This window comes from Amnibacterium sp. (assembly GCF_036559085.1).
Classification (GTDB): Bacteria; Actinomycetota; Actinomycetes; order Actinomycetales; family Microbacteriaceae; genus Amnibacterium.
Map to the genome: position 1 here is coordinate 1 of NZ_DATBTU010000006.1, position 13,865 is coordinate 13,865.

The window sequence follows — 13,865 nt, forward strand, 5'->3', positions numbered from 1 at the left end:
GACCTGCTCGTGCTCGACGAGCCGACGAACGGCCTCGACCCGCCCCAGATCACCGCCCTCCGAGGCGTGCTCCGCCGCTACGCCGAGGGCGGCCGCACCGTCATCGTCTCGTCCCACCTGCTCGCCGAGGTGGAGCGCACCTGCACGCACGTCGTCGTCATGACGCACGGGCGCCTCGTCGCGGCCGGTCCGGTCGGCAACGTGGCGGGGGAGGCGTCCGAGCTCGTCCTCGAGGTCACGGACCAGCCCGCCGCGCTCGCGGCGGTGCGCGAGCTCGGCGTCACGACGGCGGAGCCGCGCGGCGACACCGGGATCCGCGTCGACCCCGGCGCGCATCCGGTGCAGGACGTCGTCTCCGCGGTGGTCCGAGCCGGCGTCGGGATCACCGACCTCCAGCGCGGGCGCCACCTCGAGGAGGCCTTCCTCGAGCTCATCGGCGCCACGGAGCCGTCCGCATGACCGCCGTGACAGCCCGGGCCGAGCCGGGGGAGCGGCGCCGGCAGGTGCTCCCGTTCCGCGTCGAGCTCGCGCGGCAGCTGAGCCAGTGGCGGGTGCGGGTCGTCCTGATCGTGCTCACGGTGCTGCCCGTCATCGTCCGGATCGCCCTGCTCCTCGGCGGGCCGCCGAGCTCGAACGGCACCGATCTCGCCGCGCTCGCGCAGGCGAGCGGCGCCACGTTCGCGGGCTTCGTGCTCGTCCTGGCCGGCGGCTTCCTCGTCACCCTCGTCGCCGCGCTGCTGTTCGGCGACCTCATCGCGGGCGAGGCGTCGCGGTCCACGCTGAAGTACCTGCTCACCATCCCGATCCCACGGATGCGCCTGCTCGGCGTCAAAGCGCTGGTCGCCGCCGTGATCCTGATCGCCGGGATCGCCGCGATGACGGTCGTCGCGCTGCTCGTCGGGGTGCTCTCCTACGGCGCGGGCGGCCTGCAGGTGCCGGGCGGACCGCGGCTCGACTTCGGCGACTCGGTCGGCCGGCTCGCCCTCACCGCGGCGGCGAGCGTCGTCGGCCTGCTCTGGGCGGCGTCGCTCGGCACGCTGCTCACCGTCGTCTCGGACTCGCCGCTCGCCGCGGCCGGCGGCGTGGTGCTCGCGTCGATCCTGTCCCGGATCCTCGACTCGATCCCGGCCCTCGGCGACCTGCGGGTGGTGCTGCCCACGCACTACTCGACGGCGTTCCGGCAGTTCCTCACCGTGCCGGTCGACCTCGCGCCGGTCGCCGACTCCCTGCTGTCCGGCCTGCTCTGGTCCATCCTCTTCGGCACGCTCGCGGCCTGGTGGTTCGCCCGCAAGGACATCTCGAGCTGAGCCGTCGTTGTTCCCGGCCCTCGCGAATCGTTGAGGGCCGGGAACGACGTCGCCGTCAGAGCCGGTCGGACCGGGTGAACGCCACCGAGTCGTAGCTCCCCACCGTGATGGTCGCCGTGCCGTGGGCACCGACGTGCACCGTCGGGCCGGAGCACGAGTGGCCGTGCTTCGTGCCGTGGATGACGTCGCAGTAGGTGCCGGATGGCAGGCCGGTCCGCACCGTGACGGTCTTGCCGGCGGTCTCGTTGTTCGTCGAGAAGAACCCGAGGTCGCCGCGGCTGAACGCGATGAGGTTCACGCCGTCGTCGTACCAGTTGCGCACGGGCGCCTGGCCGACCCGGTTGTGGAACCCGACCATGCCCTTCACGCCCTGCATCCGGTCGACGCACACCCACGCGCTGCTGCCGCAGTCCGTGTCGGTGATGACGCCGTCGCTGGTCGCGGGCGGCGACTGGTTGGTGTCCGTGCCGAACGCGAAGCCGGAGTAGACCTCGGGCGTCCCGTAGGGGTAGGCGAGCATGAACTCGGTCGCGATGGTGTTGTTCGCGTCCTTGTAGTTGAGGCTCTGGCCGTTTCGCTCCGTGTCGTGGTTCTGGATGAAGACCTGCTCGTCGGCGCTCGGCAGCAGCCCGGAGGCCTGGCCGAACACCTTCAGGTCGCCGATGTTCCCGTCGTTGCGCGGCTTCTGGCCGTCGTCGTACGACTTGAAGGCGTTCTGGATCGCCGTCGCGTAGTCGAACCCGAGCACCTGCCCGAGGTCGGTGAAGGCGGCGGGGGAGATGCGGCCGGGGCTGCCGGCACCCACCTCGAGCGCGAAGTACGGGCGGGTGCCGTCGACGGTGCGGTGCAGCTTCGACTGGATCGCGGCGAGGTCGGTCTGCCCGATGTGCTTCGCCGCGTCGACCCGGAAGCCCGAGACGCCGTCGCCGAGGAGCTTGTTGAGGTACCCGGCGAGCTCCGTCCGCACCTTCGGTGACGACGTGTTCAGGTCGGACAGCCCGCTCAGCTCGCAGGTGAAGACCTGCCGGTAGTCGTTGTAGTCGCGGATGCTGCCCTCGCGGTCGCTCGACCCGCTCGGCGCCGGCACGGGGCACGTGCCGGGGTACGAGTGGAAGTCGCTCGGCGAGTAGAGGCCGGTGTACGAGTACTTCGAGTACGTCGTGCCGCCGTAGGAGGTGGTGCCCTGCCCGGCCATGTGATTGATGACCGCGTCGACGTACACCTTCACGCCCGCCGCGCGGCAGGTCTTCACCATGGCCTTGAACTGCGCCTCGGTGCCCATCCGGCTGTTCAGCCGGTAGTCGGTCGGCTGGTACACCTCCCACCAAGGATGCAGCACCGTGTCGCTGCCGTTGCCCGTCTCGGTGCGCTGCAGCGAGTCCTGCGGCGGCGCGACCTGCACGCCCGCGTAGCCGGCGGGGCCGAGCTGCGTCGTGCACTCCTTCGCCACCGACGGCCAGTTCCACTCGAAGAGGTTCGCGAGCACGTCGTGGCTCGCCGTGCCGGGCCGGTCCGGCGACGCGGTCGCCGGCAGCACCACCGAGGTCGTGAGAGCACCCGCGGTGACGAGCGCCAGACCGGCAGCTGCGGCGCGCACGCGGGGCCTCCGCCAGAACGAGCGGGACGGGGGAGTGGGATGCATGGATCTCCTCATCGAGGTCTCGAGGAGCCGCATCCGGGGTTCGGTGCCGGCTCCGTTGCTGACCGTTCGACCGTAGGAGGGCGGCGTTCCGCCACGCCCAGCGTCGGCGCCGGGACTCGGCGCATCCTCAGCCTCGAAGGCTCAGCGCGTCTGGCGGGGCTTCCGCTGCTGGCGGGCGCGCTTGGGCTTCGGCTTCGCGTCCCTCGGAACCCGCTTCGGCTTCGGCTCCGGGGGCGCCGGTTCTGCGGATCCGCGCGAGCTGTTCGCGGTGCGGCCGCGGACGATGCCGATGAACTCGTCGATCAGCGGCCCATCGGTCGTCCGCCGCCAGACGAGGCCCACGCGGGACGGCTCCGCATCCGTGATCGGCCGGCCGACGACGTCGCGCCGGCCGGTCGCGCGGAGCACGGCCTGCGGCATCCGCGCGATGCCGTGCCCTGCGGCGACGATGTCGAGGGTCGCGTCGTCCCAGCCCGGGTAGAGCTCCTCATCAGCGAGATCGGCGAGCGTCACCGTGTCGAAGACCTTCACGGGGTGGTCCTTCGCGGCGACCACCACCGGCGTCTCGTCCCAGAGCGGGATGACGTGCAGGTCCGCGGCGTCGACACCCGCGACCGGCAGCCGCGCGAGGGCCATGTCGAGGAGGTCGCCGAGCGCCCGGCCCACCTCGTCGTCGCTGATGCCCTCGATGCGCAGCGGGGCGTCCGGAAGGCGGTCGTGCCAGGTGCGCACCCACTTGTCGGGCGTCACGCCGACGACGACGCCGATCACGAGCCCGTCGGTGGTCATTCCGACGACGGTACCGTTGCGGGGTGGCACAGGAGCAGACGATGAAGGCCGAGACCGCGGCGAAGAAGCTCGGCGTGCTGCTCGAGGCGACGCCGGAGGACTTCCGGAGCGGCCCCGTGACGCGCACGCGGCTGAACGAGCTGCTCGAGTCGCCGCCCGAGTGGCTGACCGAGCTGCGGCGCACGGGACCCCATCCGCGTCCGGTCGTGGCCGCGAAGCTCGGCGTCTCGATCGCCGGGCTGCGGCGCGGCGGCGTCGAGGAGCCGCTCACCACGGAGCAGATCCATGACCTGCTGAAGGACAAGCCCGACTGGCTCGTCCGCGAGCGGGCGACGCATGCCGAGGTGATGGCGGAGAACGCCCGCGTGAAGCACGGCCGCGCCGCGAAGGCCGCGAGCTGAGCATCGGCGCAGGCGGCTAGCTGTAACCGGTCAGGACGTTGGTTGCAGTCGGCTGATGGGGGGTTGTCCTCCGAGGGCTGAGTGGCGTCGTCGAGTGTTGTAGTGCTCGAGCCAGGATGCAAGGGCGTCTCGGCGGGCTTGATTCGAGTCGAATGGCTGCCGGTAGGCCCATTCGGTGGCGAGGGTCCTGTTGAGGCGTTCGACTTTGCCGTTCTGCCAGGGGCAGTGCGGGCGGATGAACTTCTGGACGATTCCGTGCTCGGCGCAGACGGTGCGGAGTGAGAACCGGTAGGCGAAGGCGTTGTCGGTGATGAGCCGTTCGATGCGGGGGATGCCGTGGTCGGCGAAGTAGCCGATGGCGCGTTCCAGGAACGCGGCGCAGGTCGGGCCCTGCTCGTCATCGAGGACCTCGGAGTAGGCCAGCCGGGAGTGGTCGTCGATCAGGGAGTGGACGTAGTCATAACCCGTTCCGTGTTTGCGGTCCCGGTTGCCGCCTGCTCCGCGGCCGAGGGCTCGCCAGCCGCCGCCGTCGGGGATCCGGCCGAGTTTCTTGACGTCCATGTGGACCAGCTCGCCCGGTTTCTCGCGCTCGTAACGGACCGCGGTCGCCTTGGACGAGCGCAGCAGCTCACCGGTCATCGGATCCAGCAACGCCAGCCGCGGCACGCCGTGACGGGCCAGGATCCGCGACACCGTCCGCGCCGGCACCCCGCTCCGGGCGGCGACCTCGTCCCGCCCGACGCGGGCTTCGGCGCGGATGCGCAGCACTGCAGCTTCACGCTCAGGCGAGGTCCGTGACGGCGACGAGTGCGGCCGGGAGGACCGGTCCTGCAGGCCGGCCTCGCCCTCGGCCTGGAACCGGTCGATCCAGGTCGTCACGCACTTGCGTGAGACACCCATCGCGGCGGCGATATGCGCTTTCGGCCAGCCGTGCTGGAACCGTTCGACGATCAGGGCCCTGCCTCTCGGGGTGAGGCGGGCGTTAGCGTGAGACACGAGGACCTCCGAGTTCGTGAAGACGTCAGACATCTCCACTAAGCCCGGAGGTCCTCCCCGTTCACAAGACCCCCACCGCCACCAACCTCATGACCGGGTACAGCTAGCCTCGGACCGTGTTCACGCGGCGTCTCTGGGGCAGGCCGCCGTTCGCGTGGGTGCTCGACGCGGCGGTCGTCGTCATCGCCGTCTTCCTGCTCCTGCTCGGCGATCCGACGTTGCAGCTCATCGCCGTGCTCATGATCGTGTGGCGGGCGATCAGCGTCGGGCTCGCGGTCCTCGTGTGGCGGCGCAGCGCCGAGGGCCGTTCACAGCGCTGACCCCCGGCTCGCCCGGTGCTCCTCGAGCCACGCCGGGAAGCCGACCGCGACGATCCGCTCGTCGTGCACGTCGGCGGCTTCGGGGGAGGCGAGCCAGCGGATGGGCTCCTGCATGATCTCGGCGGGCAGGACGTGGGCGCTCTCGGGCAGCTCGACGTCGTCGAGCATGCCGGTCGCCGTGATCCCGCCGGGCAGCAGGATGTTCACGCGGATCGGGGTGTCCCCGAGGTCGGCCGCCATGATGCGTGAGAGCGCCTCGGCGCCGGCCCTCGAGGGTCCGTAGGGCACGAACCCGCGCCGGTTCATCGTCGAGTGGTTCATGCTCACGTTCACCACCCGGCCGGAGCCGGCCTCGAGCATCCGCGGGACCACCGTTCTCGCGACGAGGAAGTAGCCGCTCAGGTTCGTGTCGACGACGTCGCGGAACGCCTCAGCCGGCACCTCCCAGAAGCCCTGCGGATGCGTGACGAAGGCCGGGTTGACGGTGCGCATCCCGATCCCCGCGTTGTTCACGAGCAGGTCGATGCCGCCGAGGTCGCGGCAGAGGGCGGCCACGACCTCCTCGACCTGGGCCTCGTTGCGAGTGTCGAGGCCGACTCCGATCGCGCCGGGCACATCGGCGGCGATCTCGCGTGCCCGCTCGGTGCTGCGGCCCGTGATCACGACCCGGGCGCCTCCATCCGCGAGTCCGCGCGCCATCGCGAGACCGAGCCCGCTCGTCGAACCCGTGATGAGGGCCCGAACGCCGTCCAGCTGCTCCATCGATCGACCTCCGCTGCGAGGGTGGCGCAGTGAGGTCGGCGCCGGCTGAGTTCGGAAGCGCCTGTGCTCAGAACGGGCAGTCGTCGGCTCCCGGGGTCACGCCGTTCGTCCGGACGCGGAGCGCAGGCCGGACGACCCGGACGGCACCCCACCTGGAGCGCCACACCGTGCTGCCGTCCTCTCCCATCGACACCCGCCAGTGCCCGCCGTCGTCCTTCATCTGGTGCGAGGGGCGGCAGAGGGGTTGCAGGTTGGTGTGACGGGTGCGGCCGTCGTGCTCGAACCGCGTGACGTGGTCGAGGTCGGCGCGATGGGCGGGCAGGCCGCAGTCGTCGCCGGTGCAGGACGGTGTTCGCACATGGATGAGCTTCTTGAGGCCGCTCGGGATGAACCGTTCCCTCGAATCGATGGCGATCACGGCGTCGTCGACCGGATCCCGCACCACCCGGGTCCAGCCCCGCGTGTGCTGGACGATCCGCCGGGCGACGTCCGCGTCGATCGTCCCGAAGCCGGCGAGCTCGGCGGCCTCGTCGGAGGCGCCGGTGGCGGTCTCGGCCGGGATCACGACGAGCACGGTCGCGTCGACGGCCTTGGCGTTCGGCACGCGGAGGGAGCCGATCCGCTCCATCGGATAGGCCGGGTCGCTCATGTCGGGCGCGTCCGCCGCGGCGCCGTGGAGGATCAGGTCGATCACGATGTCGGCCATCAGCTGCCCGAGCGTGCGGCACTCGCCCTCACGGCCGTGCGCCTCGATCGCCCTCTGTCGCACCGCATCCAGCGCCGCCGCGACATCCACGGAGGTCGAGTGGATCGTCATCGACGCCTGCCCGTCCTGGCCCGGTCGGCCGGCGACATGACGGCGCTCACTCGCTCGACGGTGCCGCTCGATCACCGACTCCGGATCGAGCCGGTCGCGCAGGGTCGCCAGCTTGCGCACCAGGACGGTGGGTCGCTCCTCCTGCACGAGCTGCGCTGCGGTGCGGTCGTACTCCGCGAGCGCCTCGCCCTCGAGGCCGTCGCACTCGCTGGCGGCGACGGCCGCGGCATCCGTCGAGCACAGGCCGTCGAGGAAGACGGCCCAGGTCTTCGGGAGGCGGTCCCGCAGGGTCCAGCCCTCGCTGAGCTGCCGCAGCACCGTCTGCCGTGGAAGACGCAGCACCGTCGATTGGTGAAGGACGAAGGCGCGAACGACGACGTCGTCCATGTGCACCGTTCGGCCCTCCGCCTGCTCCTCGAGCACCATCGCGTCGAAGCCGACGAGCATCACCTGGCGGCGCATCGCCTCCGCCCGATCGGCGACCTGATCCGCCTGCTTCAGCGCAACCGTGAACAGCGCCTCGCGGGCGTCCAGCTCAGCGAATTCGTTCTCTTCCGCCTCGTTCTCGGGCTTGTCGGGTGGTGGATCTTCCGGGTTCTCCGCGTGTTCCGTCATGCGAGCAGTGAACACCGGGGCTCCGACAGTGACTCGCAGCCGGACCAGGGAAAACAGGCTTCCGGAGAAACACCTGATCGCCAGAGTGAAATGCATGTTCGGTCCATTCGGGTACTGAAGAACGGACGTCGTCTTGTGCTCGTTGTCGCCCCGTGCAAGGGTTCCCGTGATCGTGATCCGTCGAGGGGAGGTGACACCCATGAACGCAGTTCCCGCAGTGGGTGCCCCTCTGCACGGCACGATCGGCGACTGACCTCGTCGCCTCCGGAGCACCCCTTCCGCAGTCCGCGAAAGGCCTTTCCATGAACGTCACCACCTCGTCTGATAGCACTGGCGCTTCCACTCCCGGACGCGAGCGCGCGCTGGTCCTCCACGGCGGCGGATCCTCCGGCAACGCCTGGGAGATCGGCGTCGTCGCCGGCCTGGCCGAGGGCGGCGTCGACGTCGCCGGCGCCGACCTCGTCGTCGGGACGTCTGCCGGTTCGACGGCGGCCGTGCAGATCACCAGTGCATCGCTCACCGACCTGCTCGCCGAGATCCTCGGGGCGCCTCCTACGCGACCGGGAACGGCGCCATCGGGGCCGGCGGGAGCGTCCGCTCGGCCTGTCGTCGACCACCTGGCGCGGACGGACGCGATCATCGCCGCCTCGAGCGACGCGGCCGACATGCGCCGGCGGATGGGCGCGGCCGCGCTCGAGCTCGACGAGGGTCCGCAGCACTCCGAGCGCTGGCGGGCGATCGTCGCCGCGCGGCTGCCGGTCGAGGACTGGCCGGATCGACGCATCCTGATCACCGCGGTCGATGCCAGGACCGGCGAGGGCGTCGCCTTCGACCGGCACAGCGGGATCGACCTCGTCGACGCCGTCGCCGCCAGCACCTCGAGCGGCGCCCCGTACCGCGTCGGCGACGACCGCTACATCGACGGCGGCTACCGGCGGAACGAGAACGCCGACCTCGCCACCGGCTTCGCACGGGTGCTGGTGCTCTCGCCGTTCGGCGGCCGGTCCCGGCATCCGGACGCCTGGGGGATGCAGCTCGCCGCGCAGGTCGAGGAGCTCCGCGCGGGGTGCAGCCGGGTAGCGACCGTCTTCCCCGATCCGGATGCGGCGCACCTGTTCGGCGCGAACGCGATGGACCCGGCGAACCGTCCGCCCGCCGCGCGAGTGGGCCGCGAGCAGGGCCTCGCGCTCGCGGAACGGCTTCGCGAGTTCTGGAGCTGAAGCGTGCAGCAGCGGCGGGAGCGACGATCGACGGTGCACGCCGCGGCGTGGAGGACCGTTGTCACGCCGGTCGGCCGGGAGACTTCGAGAGTGCCTGCAGCATCCGAGCGAGGAGCGCGATGACCGACGCCAGCCTGACCGACCGACCGGAGACGCCGGGGATCTACCTCGTCGAAGGGCGCCACCTGACCTGGGACGGCGAGCGCTGGCTCGACCGATTCGGTGAGGAGGTTCGAGCGTCCGCCGAATGGGTGTATGCCGTTCCGGCCGCTGACAACCGGCCACGACCGCCGTACTGGCCGCTCGTTGTCGGCCTCGTCGCGCTCGTGCTGCTCGCGTTCCTCGTTGTGCTTCCGCCCGCGACGAACGACTCCGGGACCTCGGAGGCGATGAAAGCGATGTTCGCGCAGTACGGGTTCGCGGCCTTCTGCGCGATCGTCGGGCCCGTGTTCATCGCCGCGTGGGTCGTGATCGTCACCCTCCTCCGGAAGCCGGAGTCCGACAGCGCCGCCTGAGCGCAAGGAAGGCCAGCGGGCCTACCGGCCGCCCGCGATCGTGCGCAAGGCTGCGAAGGACTCGCTCATCACCGGCGCGAGTCGTTCGCCGGCATCGCCCGAGACCCAGCGCGCGAAGGCGATGCGGAACGCCGCGACCGCGGATTCCGCCGCGAGGCTGGCCGCAGGCTCCTGCACGCGGCGGCGGCGCAGCGCATCCGCGAGCGTCGAGGCGATGGCGGCCATCTTGATCAGCTCCCGCTCCTGCAACCCGCTGTGCGAGTCGACGACCGACTGGCGGGCGCGCGCGTGCTGCAGCCCCTCGCCGAAGAAGCCGGTCGCGACGTCGTCGAAGGCGAGCGCGAGCACGTCGAGGGGGGCGAGGTCGGCCGGCGCTGCGGCGACGGATGCGACGAGCCGGTCCTGCAGCGCGCTCGAGCCCGCGAAGAGCACCTCGCGCTTGTCGGCGAAGTAGCGGAAGAAGGTGCGCTCGGTGAGGCCGGCGCGCTCAGCGATGTCGGCGACCGTCACCTGGTCGAATCCGCGCTCCACGTAGAGCTCCATGGCCGCCTGCTGCAGGCGGCCGTGGGCATCCGGCTGCCAGCGAACCATGCGGCGAGTCTAGTGACGACAGCGGCTGACATCGAGTGCTACGGTGATGACAGCAACTGACATGACGAGCCGAGCCCAGTCGGGCGGAGCCGTCGGAACCCCCTGGAGGTAGCCGTCATGCGTGTCTTCGTCACCGGTGCATCGGGCTGGATCGGATCCGCCCTCGTCCCCGAGCTGCTCGCGAAGGGGCACCAGGTGCTCGGGCTCGCCCGCTCGGACCCATCCGCCGAGCGGCTCGCCGCCGCCGGCGCAGAGGTGCTGCGCGGGTCACTCGGGGATCTCGAGAGCCTTCGCAGAGGCGCGCGCGACACCGACGGCACCGTGCACCTCGCCTACATCCACGACTTCTCGCAGTTCGAGGAGAACGCGCGGATCGACGTGCGGGCGATCGACGCGATGGGGGAGGAGCTCGCCGGTTCCGGCCGCCCCTTCCTGATCGCCTCGGGCACGCTCGGTCTGGCGCCGGGCCGCCTCGCGACCGAGACCGACATGCCGGACACGACCACGGCGATGGGCGGCCGCGGGATCGCCGCCGAGCACGTGCTCGCGCTCGCCGACCGCGGCGTGCGATCCGCCGTCGTGCGACTCCCGCCGACGGTGCACGGCGCGGGCGACCACGGCTTCGTGGCCGCCCTGGTCGCGACCGCTCGCGGCAAGGGCGTGGCGGCCTACATCGGCGACGGCGCGCAGCGCTGGCCCGCGGTGCACTGCCTCGACGCCGCCGTCCTCTTCCGCCTCGCGCTCGAGCAGGCGCCCGCGGCCTCCGTGCTGCACGCGACGGCGGATGAGGGGGTCCCCATCCGCACCATCGCGGAGATCCTCGGACGACACCTCGGTGTGCCGGCCGTGTCGATCCCGCGTGAGGAGGCGATGGCGCACTTCGGCTGGCTCGCGAACGCGCTGGCCGTCGATTCGCCGGCGTCGAGCGCGCTGACCCGCGAGCGCTTCGGCTGGACGCCGACGCATCCGGGCCTCGTCGAGGACCTCGAGGCGGGCCACTACTTCCGCGGATGACGAAGAACGGGGTGCAGCACGCGTCGTCGAGCGCTGCACCCCGGGTCCGCGGGGGCGGTCAGTGGAGCGCGTGCAGCACCTGGAAGGTGAAGGAGACCGTCGCGAGCACGCCGAGGATCAGTGCGATCACGGCGGTGGTGAACCCGCGGTAGCGCACCACTCGGGCATCGAAAGAGGCGGTTCGGACGAGCCCGGCGATCGCGAGACCGATCGCGACCAGGCCGGGCAGCGCGAAGAGGTCGAAGATCGCGCCGATCAGCGCGAGCAGGATCGCGGCGTAGGCGAACGGGTTGTTGCGTCGCATCGCGCGCTCACGGTCGGCGTACCGCATCCGCCCGCCAGGCGTCGATGCTCCCGGAGCCGAAGCGCTCGACGGCACCGCATAGGCGAGGTCGCGGAGCCCCGAGCCCGCGTCGCGCTTGCGGTGCTCGGACCAGCCGGCGCCGTCCCACCACCGAAGGTCGTCGCGGTTGTCCGGGTCGTCGTACCAGCCGGGCTGCACAGCGGTGTCGGTCACCTGCACTCCTCGTGTTTGGTCGGAATCCAAGGTTTCGCATCCCGCCACGAAGCAGAAGGCCCAGTTCGAGTCGCCCTGGAGCCGACGGCACCCGCATCGGGGTCGGCCGGACGGCGCTCTCAGCCGTCGAACCGCACCCGCACGAGCGCCAGCGCCACCGCGAGGTCGAGGTTGTTCGCCTTCACGGCCGCCACGTAGGCGTCGGCCGCCGCGCGGGCGGCCTCGTCCATCGCGGTGCTCGCGCGCACCCGCGTGCCCTTCGAGCGGTTCGTCTCGACGAGCCGCGCCTCCTCGAGCTCGGCGTAGGCGCGCGCCACCGTGCCGGGTGCGACGCCGAGGTCCGTGGCCAGCTGCCGGATGGTCGGCAGCCGCACGCCGGAGGCGAGGGTGCCGTCGAGGATCTGGTCGTGCAGCTGCTGCCGGATCTGCTCGAACGGCGGAACCGGGTTCGTCGAGTCGACGGTGATCATCGCGCCCCGACGACGTCGCACAGCATGCTGCTCATCCCGTCACCCTGCCGGGCGGATGTTGTGGTTGCGGTGGAAGAGGTTGTCCGGGTCGTACTGCCGCTTCACCGTGGCGAGCCGGTCGTACGTCGCCTGCCCGTACGCCTCGGCGACGACCTTCGGATCGTTGTCCGTGATCCCGTTCACGTACGCGCGGCCGATGCCGAGCGGCTTGAGCCGGTCGCCCACCCGTTGCACCCACGCGCGATCCGCCGCGTACAGCTCCTCGTTCGGGCACACGGCGATGAGGAACAGGGCGTAGCAGGGCGCCCTACGCCCGCTGAACGCGGTGTCGCCGTCGGCCACCGCCGAGTACGCGTTGTCGAGCCGGTAGAACGCGGCGATGGACAGCGGTGACCGCTTGTTCGGCAGCTCGTCGGCGAGCACCTCGATGACCTCGTCGGAGATGTCCTCCAGGTAGACGGTCCGGTCGTAGTCGTACCGGCCCCAGTCGTTCGGCTCGTCCATCATCTGCTGCAGCGCGGCGTATGGCATGGGGCTCGCGAACTCCCACGTCGGCGGCACCTCGCTCCGGATCCGGTCGAGCAGGACGGCGTGGTCGGCCGGGTCGCCGAAGCCCTCGACGAGCATCGCCTGGCCGGGCTGCCCCTGGTACTCGGGCGGCACGAACGGTGCGGGCGGCGCGTTCATCGCCACGATCATGGCGTTCTGGTCGACCGGCAGGGTCGGGATGAGCCCGCGGGCGAAGCGGAGCATCGCCGAGGCGTGGTCCAGGTCCCAGAACATCAGGCCGACGGACATCATCGGGCCGACCGGATGCAGCCGGAACTCGAACTCGGTCACGACGCCGAAGTTGCCGCCCCCGCCGCGGATGGCCCAGAAGAGGTCCGGATGCGAGTCCGCCGACGCGGTGAGCACCTCGCCGGATGCGGTGACCACCTGGGCGCGGACGAGGTTGTCGATCGTGAGCCCGGCCATCCGGGAGAGGTGGCCCATCCCGCCGCCGAGGGTGAGGCCGCCGACCCCGGTGTGGCTGACGATGCCAGCAGGGACGGCGAGGCCATGCTCCTGCGTCGCCGCGTCGAGCTCGCCGAGCAGCGCCCCGCCGCCGACGACCGCCGTGCGCGCGTCGGGATCGACGACGACCCGGTTCATCCGACGCAGGTCGATCACGACCCCGTCGTCGACGACGGACGACCCGCTCATGTTGTGGGCGCCGCAGCGCACCGAGATCTCGAGGCCGCTGTCGCGCGCCGCGGACACCGCGGCGACCACGTCCTCGACGGTCTCGCACATCGCCACGGCCTTCGGGCGCCGGTCGATCGCCGCGTTCCAGACCCGGCGTGCTTCGTCGTAGTCGGTGTCGTGGGCCGTGATCACGCGGCCGCGCATCCGGCTCCGGAGCTCTTCGACCGGGTCGCTCAGGATCTGCACCATGTCCGCACCTCCGCGGAAGGAGCCGAGGTCACCCTGTCGCTTCGGGCGCCGATGCTCATGGCGGGCGGAGTGCGGTCGATCGGACGGGCTCCAGCGATCGCCCGGTCGCCTCACCGTAGTCCCGGAGCGCGCCGGGCAGAAGGGCTGCGCAGGCCCACGGGCGCCTTGGTTGGCAGGGACCCGGCGCGGACACGCCCGGCCCGCAGCACTCCCGGCGTTCTCCCGACTCCCGGTGTTGAGGTGCAGAGGTTCCGCCGAAGAAAGGCAACGATGCCAAGCTCCATCCCTTCGTCCCGTCAGGTCTCGATCGAACGGGGGGATGCGCGACCACGGCGTCGTCGCCTCGCCGTCGCGGCCGCCCTCCTCCTCGTCGCCGGCACAGTCACCGGCGGGCAGGCCGCGAATGCGGCGCCGAAACCCGCCGCACCGACCGGCCTCGGCCCGAACGTGATCGT

The 13,865-nt window shown here is 71.4% G+C and carries 17 protein-coding genes; 8 read left to right on the forward strand and 9 right to left on the reverse strand.

Annotated features, from left to right (window positions below):
- Together VIG76_RS00455 and VIG76_RS00460 are read left to right on the forward strand one after the other, a co-directional pair.
- Positions 1-459: AAA family ATPase (locus VIG76_RS00455; protein WP_331949894.1), on the forward strand; the 459-nt coding region annotated here is incomplete at its 5' end.
- Positions 456-1,307: an ABC transporter permease gene (locus VIG76_RS00460; RefSeq protein WP_331949896.1), complete on the forward strand. Its 852-nt coding sequence runs from the start codon at positions 456-458 to the stop codon at positions 1,305-1,307. The genes VIG76_RS00455 and VIG76_RS00460, both read left to right, overlap by 4 nt.
- 55 nt (positions 1,308-1,362) lie before the next feature.
- Here VIG76_RS00460 and VIG76_RS00465 read toward each other — a convergent pair whose 3' ends face one another.
- A complete protein-coding gene (locus VIG76_RS00465; protein WP_331949898.1) occupies positions 1,363-2,949 on the reverse strand; it encodes an alpha-amylase in 1,587 nt (528 codons plus the stop codon).
- A 141-nt stretch (positions 2,950-3,090) separates the two neighbouring features.
- The gene (locus tag VIG76_RS00470; RefSeq protein ID WP_331949900.1) at positions 3,091-3,738 is read right to left on the reverse strand and encodes a LysR substrate-binding domain-containing protein; all 648 of its coding nucleotides are present in this window, start codon (positions 3,736-3,738) and stop codon (positions 3,091-3,093) included.
- A 41-nt stretch (positions 3,739-3,779) separates the two neighbouring features.
- Between VIG76_RS00470 and VIG76_RS00475 the strand changes: the two genes are divergently transcribed.
- A complete protein-coding gene (locus VIG76_RS00475) occupies positions 3,780-4,139 on the forward strand; it encodes a DUF5997 family protein (RefSeq protein ID WP_331949924.1) in 360 nt (119 codons plus the stop codon).
- Positions 4,140-4,169: 30 nt separating this feature from the next.
- On the opposite strand, the gene VIG76_RS00480 is transcribed toward VIG76_RS00475, so the two are convergent.
- Entirely contained in the window at positions 4,170-5,135 is a 966-nt protein-coding gene (locus tag VIG76_RS00480) for an IS481 family transposase (RefSeq protein WP_331949926.1), read from the reverse strand.
- A gap of 116 nt (positions 5,136-5,251) precedes the next feature.
- Here VIG76_RS00480 and VIG76_RS00485 point away from each other — a divergent pair, with 116 nt between their 5' ends.
- Positions 5,252-5,455, forward strand: coding sequence for a hypothetical protein (locus VIG76_RS00485; protein WP_331949902.1), 204 nt, complete (start codon positions 5,252-5,254; stop codon positions 5,453-5,455).
- Here the strand turns inward: VIG76_RS00485 and VIG76_RS00490 are convergent.
- Entirely contained in the window at positions 5,444-6,217 is a 774-nt protein-coding gene (locus VIG76_RS00490) for an SDR family NAD(P)-dependent oxidoreductase (protein ID WP_331949904.1), read from the reverse strand. The two genes, VIG76_RS00485 and VIG76_RS00490, sit on opposite strands and share 12 nt — an antisense overlap.
- 67 nt (positions 6,218-6,284) lie before the next feature.
- Positions 6,285-7,649, reverse strand: a complete 1,365-nt coding sequence (locus VIG76_RS00495) for an HNH endonuclease (RefSeq protein ID WP_331949906.1) — start codon at positions 7,647-7,649, stop codon at positions 6,285-6,287.
- Positions 7,650-7,951: 302 nt separating this feature from the next.
- Here VIG76_RS00495 and VIG76_RS00500 point away from each other — a divergent pair, with 302 nt between their 5' ends.
- Positions 7,952-8,869: a patatin-like phospholipase family protein gene (locus VIG76_RS00500; RefSeq protein ID WP_331949908.1), complete on the forward strand. Its 918-nt coding sequence runs from the start codon at positions 7,952-7,954 to the stop codon at positions 8,867-8,869.
- 119 nt (positions 8,870-8,988) lie between these two features.
- The gene (locus VIG76_RS00505; protein WP_331949910.1) at positions 8,989-9,384 is read left to right on the forward strand and encodes a hypothetical protein; all 396 of its coding nucleotides are present in this window, start codon (positions 8,989-8,991) and stop codon (positions 9,382-9,384) included.
- A gap of 21 nt (positions 9,385-9,405) precedes the next feature.
- On the opposite strand, the gene VIG76_RS00510 is transcribed toward VIG76_RS00505, so the two are convergent.
- Positions 9,406-9,975, reverse strand: coding sequence for a TetR family transcriptional regulator (locus VIG76_RS00510; protein WP_331949912.1), 570 nt, complete (start codon positions 9,973-9,975; stop codon positions 9,406-9,408).
- 117 nt (positions 9,976-10,092) lie between these two features.
- On the opposite strand from VIG76_RS00510, the gene VIG76_RS00515 reads away from it, so the two are divergent.
- On the forward strand, positions 10,093-10,989 hold the full coding sequence (locus VIG76_RS00515; RefSeq protein WP_331949914.1) for an SDR family oxidoreductase: 897 nt from the start codon (positions 10,093-10,095) through the stop codon (positions 10,987-10,989).
- A gap of 58 nt (positions 10,990-11,047) precedes the next feature.
- On the opposite strand, the gene VIG76_RS00520 is transcribed toward VIG76_RS00515, so the two are convergent.
- The 3 genes from VIG76_RS00520 to VIG76_RS00530 form a co-directional block, all read right to left on the reverse strand.
- Positions 11,048-11,506: a DUF2510 domain-containing protein gene (locus VIG76_RS00520; RefSeq protein ID WP_331949916.1), complete on the reverse strand. Its 459-nt coding sequence runs from the start codon at positions 11,504-11,506 to the stop codon at positions 11,048-11,050.
- Between the two features lie 119 nt (positions 11,507-11,625).
- Positions 11,626-11,997, reverse strand: a complete 372-nt coding sequence (locus tag VIG76_RS00525; protein WP_331949918.1) for a GntR family transcriptional regulator — start codon at positions 11,995-11,997, stop codon at positions 11,626-11,628.
- 18 nt (positions 11,998-12,015) lie between these two features.
- The gene (locus tag VIG76_RS00530) at positions 12,016-13,410 is read right to left on the reverse strand and encodes an FAD-binding oxidoreductase (RefSeq protein ID WP_331949920.1); all 1,395 of its coding nucleotides are present in this window, start codon (positions 13,408-13,410) and stop codon (positions 12,016-12,018) included.
- Positions 13,411-13,680: 270 nt separating this feature from the next.
- Here VIG76_RS00530 and VIG76_RS00535 point away from each other — a divergent pair.
- A partial coding sequence (locus VIG76_RS00535) for a hypothetical protein (RefSeq protein WP_331949922.1) occupies positions 13,681-13,865 on the forward strand: 185 nt, incomplete at its 3' end.

Excerpts from the sequence above, each read along its gene's own strand:
- VIG76_RS00460 (WP_331949896.1), top strand. The coding sequence starts at position 456 with ATGACCGCCGTGACAGCCCGGGCCGAGCCGGGGGAGCGGCGCCGGCAG.
- VIG76_RS00465 (WP_331949898.1), bottom strand. The coding sequence starts at position 2,949 with ATGCATCCCACTCCCCCGTCCCGCTCGTTCTGGCGGAGGCCCCGCGTG.
- VIG76_RS00470 (WP_331949900.1), bottom strand. The coding sequence starts at position 3,738 with ATGACCACCGACGGGCTCGTGATCGGCGTCGTCGTCGGCGTGACGCCC.
- VIG76_RS00475 (WP_331949924.1), top strand. The coding sequence starts at position 3,780 with ATGAAGGCCGAGACCGCGGCGAAGAAGCTCGGCGTGCTGCTCGAGGCG.
- VIG76_RS00490 (WP_331949904.1), bottom strand. The coding sequence starts at position 6,217 with ATGGAGCAGCTGGACGGCGTTCGGGCCCTCATCACGGGTTCGACGAGC.
- VIG76_RS00495 (WP_331949906.1), bottom strand. The coding sequence starts at position 7,649 with ATGACGGAACACGCGGAGAACCCGGAAGATCCACCACCCGACAAGCCC.
- VIG76_RS00500 (WP_331949908.1), top strand. The coding sequence starts at position 7,952 with ATGAACGTCACCACCTCGTCTGATAGCACTGGCGCTTCCACTCCCGGA.
- VIG76_RS00505 (WP_331949910.1), top strand. The coding sequence starts at position 8,989 with ATGACCGACGCCAGCCTGACCGACCGACCGGAGACGCCGGGGATCTAC.
- VIG76_RS00510 (WP_331949912.1), bottom strand. The coding sequence starts at position 9,975 with ATGGTTCGCTGGCAGCCGGATGCCCACGGCCGCCTGCAGCAGGCGGCC.
- VIG76_RS00515 (WP_331949914.1), top strand. The coding sequence starts at position 10,093 with ATGCGTGTCTTCGTCACCGGTGCATCGGGCTGGATCGGATCCGCCCTC.
- VIG76_RS00530 (WP_331949920.1), bottom strand. The coding sequence starts at position 13,410 with ATGGTGCAGATCCTGAGCGACCCGGTCGAAGAGCTCCGGAGCCGGATG.